General features: G+C 46.6%; 6 protein-coding genes and 2 pseudogenes. 5 read left to right on the top strand and 3 right to left on the bottom strand.

Features of this window, described 5'->3' with window-relative positions:
• Window positions 1–411: 411 nt before the first annotated feature.
• On the top strand, window positions 412–1,419 hold the full coding sequence (locus JK213_RS15430; RefSeq protein WP_194263196.1) for a glycosyltransferase family 2 protein: 1,008 nt from the start codon (window positions 412–414) through the stop codon (window positions 1,417–1,419).
• Window positions 1,420–1,960: 541 nt separating this feature from the next.
• On the opposite strand, the pseudogene JK213_RS15425 reads toward JK213_RS15430, so the two are convergent.
• Window positions 1,961–2,104: pseudogene (locus JK213_RS15425) on the bottom strand (IS5/IS1182 family transposase); the annotation flags it as partial.
• Between the two features lie 333 nt (window positions 2,105–2,437).
• On the opposite strand from JK213_RS15425, the gene JK213_RS15420 reads away from it, so the two are divergent.
• Window positions 2,438–3,328 (top strand): LysR family transcriptional regulator, encoded by an 891-nt coding sequence (locus JK213_RS15420; protein ID WP_194263197.1) that lies wholly within the window; start codon window positions 2,438–2,440, stop codon window positions 3,326–3,328.
• Window positions 3,329–3,370: 42 nt separating this feature from the next.
• On the opposite strand, the gene JK213_RS15415 is transcribed toward JK213_RS15420, so the two are convergent.
• Complete coding sequence (locus tag JK213_RS15415) at window positions 3,371–4,246, bottom strand: arginase family protein (RefSeq protein ID WP_194263198.1); 876 nt, start codon at window positions 4,244–4,246, stop codon at window positions 3,371–3,373.
• A gap of 394 nt (window positions 4,247–4,640) precedes the next feature.
• Between JK213_RS15415 and JK213_RS15410 the strand changes: the two genes are divergently transcribed.
• From JK213_RS15410 to JK213_RS15400, 3 genes are all read left to right on the top strand, one after another.
• Window positions 4,641–5,864 carry an MFS transporter gene (locus JK213_RS15410; protein ID WP_194263199.1) on the top strand — a complete coding sequence of 408 codons (1,224 nt, stop codon included), beginning with the start codon at window positions 4,641–4,643 and terminating at the stop codon, window positions 5,862–5,864.
• Between the two features lie 122 nt (window positions 5,865–5,986).
• Window positions 5,987–6,655: a zinc-binding alcohol dehydrogenase family protein gene (locus JK213_RS15405; RefSeq protein ID WP_211571871.1), complete on the top strand. Its 669-nt coding sequence runs from the start codon at window positions 5,987–5,989 to the stop codon at window positions 6,653–6,655.
• Window positions 6,656–6,672: 17 nt separating this feature from the next.
• Entirely contained in the window at window positions 6,673–6,957 is a 285-nt protein-coding gene (locus tag JK213_RS15400; protein ID WP_408869905.1) for a zinc-binding dehydrogenase, read from the top strand.
• 147 nt (window positions 6,958–7,104) lie between these two features.
• Here JK213_RS15400 and JK213_RS16000 read toward each other — a convergent pair.
• Window positions 7,105–7,236 (bottom strand): annotated as a pseudogene (locus JK213_RS16000) (histidine utilization repressor); the annotation flags it as partial.
• Window positions 7,237–7,297 lie beyond the last annotated feature (61 nt).

Raw genomic sequence — 7,297 nt, 5'->3', positions numbered from 1 at the left:
CGCTCATACATTCATGTCCGCAATCTACATCGCAGCAAGCTTCATCTTCTATCTTAAAGAATGAGTCCTGAGCCTAGAAAAAACGCTGGCCCGCTTATCGCTCTCGACCTTCGCCTTCTTGACCCATTCGTTCAGCGTATGCCTCGAACAGCCAATCTTGCCAGCAATCGATACCATACCGCCCAATACGACGGATGCTCGCCCTCATGCTCCAGAAGCAGTCGAACTGTGGCGGGACGAACCTCAGGGGAAAATTTTTTAACAGAATGGCTCATCAAACCTTTTTCTCGGGTGAATAGATCTCCGCCAATTCCGGAGCGGCTCAGAGTGTTAATATTTCTGCATACTCCGTCTGGCTATAATTCTTTAGTATGTTATAGAAAAGAATAAGATTTTATAGAGGTTATGTAAATGCAGAATTATAAAACCATATCTATAGCTATGGCCACATATAACGGAGAAAAATATATAAAAAAACAACTAGAGTCTTTGGAAAGTCAAAAATACAAACCTATCGAAATTATTATATGCGATGATTGTTCAAGTGATAGAACAATAGAAATCTGTGATAATTTCTCAAAAAAATCTAGTTTTACGGTGAAAATTATAAAAAATGATAAAAAATTAGGATTTATCGAAAATTTTTTTAAGGCAGCCTCTTTGTGTAGCGGCGATTTAATTGCGTTTTGCGATCAAGATGATATCTGGGAGAATGATAAACTAGAGCGTGCTCAAAAATCTTTTTTCGACTCTAAAATTGCGATCTTCGGACATGCTAGTAAATTAATTACAGAAAAAGGTAATATAATTGGCCACCACGGTCTTCCCCTTCAAAGTGGGACTTATAGCATTGCAAATCTTGATCCATGGGATTTGGTTTACGGCTTCAGTGTAGTTATAAAAAGCAGCGTCTGGAATTCCGTGGATTCCAACGATCGTCCTACCGATCCGTTTTGTCGAACAGAAAAGCTTTCACACGATAGATGGGCATATTTTCTTGGAACAGCAGCCGGATCAATGGCGTATGATTCCCAACCATTAGCTCGTTATAGGCAACATGGAAACAATGTATTTGGGAGTAAAAAAAGTAGAAAAAACCGTATTTTAGAGAAGTTGCATTTAATTTCCATAGATAGAGGGGAATATATTAATTTATTAATGCAGGCTTGTTATGATATGTCAAAAATATCTGAGTCATTTTTAAATGAAGGTTTGGATCTCGATAAGAGTCCATCTTTTATTTACTACAGTTTATCTAAAAAATACAAAAATAGACTCTCTATTTTTTCAAATAATAAACTTCATTCAGTTTTAAAATTTTTAAGATGCTTGCTTGATGGAAGTTATCAAGAAAAAAATACAAAAAATAAATATAAAGAAATTTTGTGTGATTTTATTTATATTTTTATTAAAAAATAGACATACCATTTCAAATTAGTTTCTAACTTTTGTGTTTCATGAAATCATGATTTCATATTCGGAGAATAGAATTTTCGTTTATCAATATCTGGGGATTGCCGGTTCTGGATTTGGTCTGCTGTGGTAGAGACGAACTGTCTTCTCGTACCGGGTTGTGGTAAGCCTCCAGTGTTGGATCCTTGTCCAAAGGTTTTCGACGAAATACTGGTGTCTATAAGTTCATTCGGGGCGGGCGAGTTCTAGATCATTCTTCCGTGTCTGGTTGACAGGACGGTTTTCCGGCTCCGGAGATCTTTGCGGAATTTGCGTCAGTATCGTTGAGCAGAACATGGGTGCAAATCAGTTCATGCACCTGACTGGGCGAAAGCATGCAAGATAACGCCCTGTTACGAGCATCTGCTTCCACGCAGACCTTGTTGCCAAGTCCTTCCCTAGAAGCGGCCAAAAACTTCACAAGCTTTTCGGTGTTTTGTGTGCCTTCCTTTTTTGAAGGCCCCTGCAGCCGTGTTCCCGGCTATCTTGTGATGGGCACGGATCGTCGTGCTATCGGAAGGCTGTTCAGCAGAGCAGAGACCCAGTGTAATCACTGACCTGTCCGGCTGTCATGAAGAGGCTCAGCGGTCCTCCATTCTGATCGGTGACTGGCATGCAGCTTGGTATTCATACCGCGTTTGGTGTGACCGATCCGCGCTACTAGCAGCCTTGGCAAGAAGCGTCGGAATAATCCACCAACCAAGCTTCATTTCAACAAATTTTTTACTTGGAGATAAGCGTCCGAGGTGAAGGCGGCAGCCGTTTCGCTGTTCCTGCATCAATGAGCGGATAGGTGTATTGGGACGAAACCGAGTGTGTCTTTCTGCGCAAGGCATATAGAAAAGAGGGCATCTAAGAAGCTAAAAGGATCCTGATTGATGAGTGAAAGCCAATCATCCAGAGTAAGATAAACTATGACCCGAAAGGCATTTCGCACTAAGATTATCGCTAATAACACGCGATAAAACAGGACTTTACTCAGCAAGTGTCACGAGAAAATTTTAGCGAACTGCTTTCTTTTCTGGCAGTTGCGCAAGAACGAAGCTTTACAAAGGCAGCGGCCCGTAGAGGCGTCACGCCCTCGGCAATCAGCCACACCATGCGTCTTCTGGAGGAACGACTGGGCGTTACCCTTCTGACGAGAACAACACGTCGTGTCGTTCCCACGCCTGCGGGAGATTATCTTCTGCAGAATATTCAGCCGCTTTTCGACGAAATCGAGAACCGGATGAGCAGCCTAGATGAATTCCGCAAATGTCCCAGAGGCAATCTGCGGATCACCGTGACAGATGAATCTCTGGGCTTTTTTCTTCGACCCCGAATTGCAGATTTTCTAAAGAACTACCCCGAAATCTCCTTGGAGGTTTCAACGGATCTGCGCCTGATTGATATTGTGGATGAAGGCTTTGACGCAGGTGTGCGCCTTGGGGAACTGGTGACTCAGGGGATGATTTCAGTGCCTGTATCTCCTGACATCCCATTTGCTGTTGTTGGGTCCCCGACCTATTTCAAAAGCCATGCCGTCCCAAAAAAACCGGCCAGCCTGCACGAACATAACTGTATCGGGGTTCGTTTACCAACCCATGGAAAGATTTATCGGTGGCGTTTCAGACAGAAGGGTAAAGACCTGAAGTTTCAGCCTGTCGGCCAGTTTGTATGCAATAATGTGTTCGGCGCACGGGATGCCTGCCTGGACGGTATTGGCCTCGCCTATATTCCTAAAATCGTTGTCGAAGAACACATCCAGAATGGCAAACTGATATCAGTTCTGGAGCCATTTTGTCCGACACATCTCGGGTTTCATCTCTTTTATCCCCGACACCACCGCCATTCGATGCCTCTGTCGCTGTTCGTCGAGGAAATGAAAGTAAAATAAGAAAGCCTGCTCATAAGAATACAGGCTTTCTCGGGCAAAGGTTCAACCTCCGATAAGAGGAAGCTGTTTGAGCATTTCCTGCAGGTTTACCGCATCCCAAGGCATATATTCGGCAATCGTCATACCGACCACTTCTTTTTCGGTCGTCACTTCCTGAATTAATTTCAGAACATCGGGAATGTTGAGTTTGCCCTCGGCAACATCTCCGAAATCATGCTTGCCACGACCCGGTTTTGCAAAAAGCAGAGAACGGAAGTTGTGCGGATCCAGCACATCCAGATCCAGATGGATGGCAAGCACTTCAATCTGACTGTCTTTTAGCCACTCCGTGACGGGCTGTGCGCCATCACGCACCTGTTGGGGTGAACATGTCCGTATGCCATGATCCGCAATGAACTGGGCTTCGAACGGAAGTGGATCATGGATACCTGCAATCATCACATTCTTTGCAGGAACCGGCTTCGTCACTGCCTTGGTCAAATCAGGATCGCCATGACCTAACAGAGCTCCCAGAACGTGCGCATGCGCGTTCATATACTGCTTTGGGGTCTGAACGTCTGGATGGGTATCAATCCAGAGCACACCCAGCCTGTCGCCATAGCGCTCCGAGAGCCACGAAAAAGGTACAAGCGAGACAAGACAGTCCCCGCCCAGCACCGCCAGTGACTTGGGCTGATGATGTTCGATGATCTTCCGTGCTTCTCTGATTTGTTTCAGCAGAACACTGCGTCCACGCATTTCATCTTCGACTGGCAGAGAAACGTCAGTCGGAGCGTCAACTGGAACTTCCTCAACAGGGCCAGCAGAAGGAGGCGCCAGCCAGGCCAGAAGTTTTGATCCCAGATAATAGGGAGGATTATCACCGCCCTGCCACTGAGGGAAAATAAGCCTCAACGTTTTGGAACCCTGATCCGCCATGAAAGACCTCCTGTCAGGTAAGTGCATACGGTCTGCCTCGGTATCGATCAGATAACTCGTCATCTCAATCAGATGTAAAGGCGCTTATCTTTCGTCTCTCGTAAAAGATACGAGATTTCCCGAACCGCTTCATACAACAGAGCATTTCATGAGTGGTGTATAATTGATAGATCTTTATTACTGAAATTTCCTCACAAACCTTTTGATGAAAAACTCTATAGTCGTGTGGAAAATTCGATTTTAAGACAGGAAAATCTTCAAGCTAAGGTCAAGGCTGCATCCTCCTCGTGTGGATTGATCCCATCCCAATTCATATGGAAATTGGTACCGCAGATAAATATAAGTACATCAGTAACAGCAAATAATAATTTTATTATTCTTTATCTTATTAGTGATGTATCTCGGAATTCATCTTTCCGATCTAAAATTTCAGAAAATATGCTTCCATCATGCAGAATTTGATTCTCGGGAGATTTCTCCTACCCGCCAGAAACTGGCTATTCTGTCTCTGGCGTTGGGTTCATTTGCATCAGTCACCACCGAATTTCTTCCTGTCGGTATCCTGCCTGATATTTCGAGAACATTTTCTGTAAGTCCGGGAACGGCGGGGCTTACCATGACAGTTCCTGGAATGATGGCAGCACTTTCTGCTCCTGGAGTTATGCTGTTTTCCGGACGCACAGATCGTCGCAGGATTATTTTATGGCTCTCCCTTATTCTGCTCGCAGGTTGCCTGATTGCCACCATGGCACCGACATTTGCCGTGATGCTGCTCAGTCGCGCACTGGTCGGGATCAGTCTGTGCGCATTCTGGGCCATGGGCCTCTCTGTTGCAGTAGAACTCGTTGCCAAGGACAAAGCGCATCAGGCAGCCGCGGCTGTTTTCGCAGGGGTTACGGCAGCCATGATTCTTGGGGTTCCCATGGGATCTCTGGTCGCCGAGTACTCATCCTGGCGCGGTGCATTCGTGGCCGCCGCAATCATCGCCATTGCCGCTTTACTCATGCAGTGGAGAATGCTTCCAGCTGTTCCAGCGGAAAGCCATGTGCGGCTTACGGACTTCAAAGCATTCGTCAGGCTGCCTGAAGCGCGGAAAAATATCGTTATGATTGCTGCCGTTTTTGCGGCCCATTTTGCAGCGTATACTTACCTGACCCCTCTTATCCATGAAGCAGGTATTCCTTCAGGGGCTGTGACGTTCTTGTTATTGGCTTATGGTGCTATCGGGTTTGCTTCCAACCTCGTGGCCAGCCGCTTTTTGGAAAACAATCTCAAGGCGACGCTTTTTGCTTCAAAAATATCGCTGGCAATACCCTTTTTGCTCCTGCCGGTGCTGCTGATCTTTCCAAAATTTGAAACGGTACTCATTCTTCTCTGGGCCGTCGCGTGGGGAGCACTGCCCCTGTGTCTCAATACCTGGCATCGCAGTATCGAGACTGACCATTCAGAAGCTGCGGCCGCCATGTTCACCTTTACCGCGCAGGTTGCCATTGCGGTCGGTTCAAGTCTTGGAGGCGCAATAGTCGATCATTTCGGATTGAGAGCCAATTTCTGGATGAGCGCTTTGATTGTCATTCTGAGCGCCTTCTACCTGGCGCCCCATAGAAAAGCAGAGTGATTTTGTAAGGAGCTCTCGTTGAGAGAATACGTCTGCAAGAGAGAACGGTTCAAAAATTACTAAACCGATCAACAGCAATCCGCCTGTCACCATCGAACGTTTTTCAGAACGAGGAAAGCATAATGAAGTCTTTGGTTTGCACGTCTTTTGGAACAGCCCCCTCAATGGTTATTGAGGAGCGTCCTAAACCTTTGCCTCGGTCAGGTTATACTTTGATCAAAATGCATGTCGCGACGGTCAATCAACTTTCGGGGCAAATTCGTCGAGGTCTTTTCAATAAAGCCAAGACGCCTCTGGTTCTGAGCAATGACGGAGCAGGTACAGTAGAGGGTAGCGACCTCTTTCAACCTGGAACGCATGTTACAATTTACGGCGGTGGCCAATTAGGGATCACGGAAGACGGTTTGCAACAGGAATATGTATCCGTCAAAAACAGTCATGTTTTCGAATTGCCTGACACGATCAGTTTGGCCGAAGGCGCGGCGCTCCCTATCAATTATGTAACTGCATACCAGGCCTTAACACGCGTTGGACACATTGAACCGGGGCAGACGCTTCTGATTTCAGGAGCAGCCGGAGCAGTCGGTCACGCCTTGATCCAGCTTTCGCGAGTTTTGGGGGCGAGGCCTGTTGCAGTCGTTTCCAGTCCCTTGAAGGCAGAAGCTGCCCGCAAGAGTGGGGCGGCGGCGGTTGTAGATCTCTCAACTGAGATCCTGTCAGATGTTGTATTTTCCATTACGGCGGGCCAGGGAGCAACCTCGCATTCGATCCAGTTGGCGGCTCGCTGCTGAAGGAACTGATAAAATCATTGCGTGAGCGGGGTTCAGTTGTGTCCATTGGATTTGCTGGCAGCGCTGAAGCCTGTCTGGATCTGGCTGAAGTCGTCATTCATGAAAAACGCCTTCTCGGATACGATGCTTGGCTGGAAACGGACGATGCCGTGCCCAATGCCTTCAGCGCTATTCGGGCTTTCATTGAGAAGGGAGTTGTTCGACCGGTCATCGATAGCGCATGTAAACTGGAGGAACACGAGGAAGCTTACAAGCGTCTCGCATCCCGGCAAGCTATCGGAATTATTCTTCTCAAAGCATAAGGATAGAATTTTCTTACTTCTGAAGATTTTTATCTGTCTAAATTAAAGAAAAAAATAATTTTAAATGATTTATGATCTCCCAACACTTTCATAACTTGACACTTACTGACAGCCTGATTGATCAAGCATCCACTGCTAATCGGGAGTCTAAAAATCGTCTGAGGAAGATTTGCGTCGGCCGCCCAAGCTGTATCGGCTCCCTGGATAGGTGAAGATGCCTTTCATGACGACGCGGCCTTTGACCCATGTGCGCCGTACAAGCTGGAGGCAGGGATATGGCGCCAGTCCGTGTGCAGGATCATGCGACGGGCAGGCCAAACTGGCTGGAAACGGCGTTCAG

This window comes from Gluconobacter sp. Dm-44 (assembly GCF_018256175.1).
Taxonomy (GTDB): Bacteria; Pseudomonadota; Alphaproteobacteria; order Acetobacterales; family Acetobacteraceae; genus Gluconobacter; species Gluconobacter cadivus.
This window is presented reverse-complemented; position numbering and strand designations above follow the sequence as displayed.

What these genes read in the sequence shown, in the direction of transcription:
- JK213_RS15430 (WP_194263196.1), top strand. Translation starts at nt 412, where the DNA reads ATGCAGAATTATAAAACCATATCTATAGCTATGGCCACATATAACGGA.
- JK213_RS15415 (WP_194263198.1), bottom strand. Translation starts at nt 4,246, where the DNA reads ATGGCGGATCAGGGTTCCAAAACGTTGAGGCTTATTTTCCCTCAGTGG.
- JK213_RS15410 (WP_194263199.1), top strand. Translation starts at nt 4,641, where the DNA reads ATGTATCTCGGAATTCATCTTTCCGATCTAAAATTTCAGAAAATATGC.
- JK213_RS15405 (WP_211571871.1), top strand. Translation starts at nt 5,987, where the DNA reads ATGAAGTCTTTGGTTTGCACGTCTTTTGGAACAGCCCCCTCAATGGTT.